The sequence below is a fragment of the Pseudofrankia coriaricola genome, from assembly GCF_001854805.1.
Taxonomy (GTDB): domain Bacteria; phylum Actinomycetota; class Actinomycetes; order Frankiales; family Frankiaceae; genus Pseudofrankia.
The window spans coordinates 1-1,289 of the sequence record NZ_MBLO01000198.1; the positions used below are offsets into that span (position 1 = coordinate 1).

Here is a 1,289-nt window from a genome sequence, read left to right on the forward strand (position 1 = left end):
ACGCCGGGTGGCTCCAGCTCGGGCACCGGCAACGGCGTCGCGGCCGGGATGTTCCTCGGCGGGCTCGGCACCGACACCGGCGGCTCGATCCGCTGGCCGGCGGCACTGTGCGGGATCTCCGGGATGAAGCAGACCTTTGGCCGGGTGCCGAAGTCGGGCTGCACCCCGCTGGGCAACAGCCTCGACCACATCGGGCCGATGGCCCGCAGCGCCTACGACTGCGCGCTGCTGCTCCAGGTGCTGGCCGGGTTCGACAGCTCCGACCCGTGCACCGTGGACGTGCCGGTCCCCGACTATGCGGCCGGGATCACCGGTTCGCTGGCCGGGGTGCGGATCGGCCTGGACCTGCTGGAGAACACCGCCCCATACCGCGACCCGGTGCTCTCCGACCGGATGCGGGCGGCCGCCGACGTGCTGGTGGCGGCCGGCGCGCAGATCGTGCCGATCACCGTTCCGCTCTACCAGGAGCTCACGGACGCCTGCCAGCGCACGATGATGGCCGAGGCGCTGGCCTACCAGCGTGGAGACCTGGCCGAGCGCTGGGCGGACTACGGCCGGACGACCCGGCTCACCCTCGCCCAGGGCGCCTTCATCAGCGGCGCCGACTACGTCCAGATGCAGCGCCTGCGCCGGGTCGGGCAGCGCCGGATGGCCGAGCTGTTCACCGAGGTGGATCTCGTGCTCACACCGTCGACGTCGTCGGGCGCGCTGAAGCTCGACGACCTCGACTTCGACAAGATCATCGGACATGTCATGACCCCGGTCTGGAACGCCACTGGCCATCCGGCCATGTGCATCCCGATCGGCTTCGGCTCCGAGGAAACGCCGCTGTCGATGCAGCTGACCGGCCGCCCCTTCGAGGAGACCGCGGTCTTCAACGCCGGCCACGCCTACCAACTGGCCACCGACTGGCACCTGCGGGTCGCGCCGCTGGTGGCCGACGAGCCGGCGTTCGCCTGACGCGCCGAGCCGTCCCGCGCCGCCCGGCCGCCGGCCGCCCGGCTGAACGGCCGACTGGTCGGCCCGACCGCCGCGGCACTTCGTCCGAACGCACGCCCATCCCTCCCCAACCCGGCAGCTGGCTGAACTGGAAGGACCGCACCGATGACGGACCCCATGACGATCAAGGATGCGGCGGCCGCGCTGCGGTCCGGCGCGACTACCAGCGTCGCGTTGACCCAGGCGTGTATCGAGGCCGCCGACCGGCTGGACGGAAAGATCGGAACCTACATCGTCCGGTTTGACGAGCTGGCGCTGGCGGCGGCGGCGAAGGCGGACGAGGAGCTGGC

Annotated in this window: 2 protein-coding genes; both read left to right on the forward strand. The window is 71.8% G+C overall.

Annotated features, from left to right (window positions below):
* The coding region (locus BCD48_RS21985; RefSeq protein ID WP_071050287.1) for an amidase at positions 1–960 on the forward strand (960 nt) is incomplete at its 5' end.
* Between the two features lie 144 nt (positions 961–1,104).
* Positions 1,105–1,289 (forward strand): hypothetical protein (locus BCD48_RS21990; RefSeq protein ID WP_491677161.1); only part of this gene is annotated, 185 nt, incomplete at its 3' end.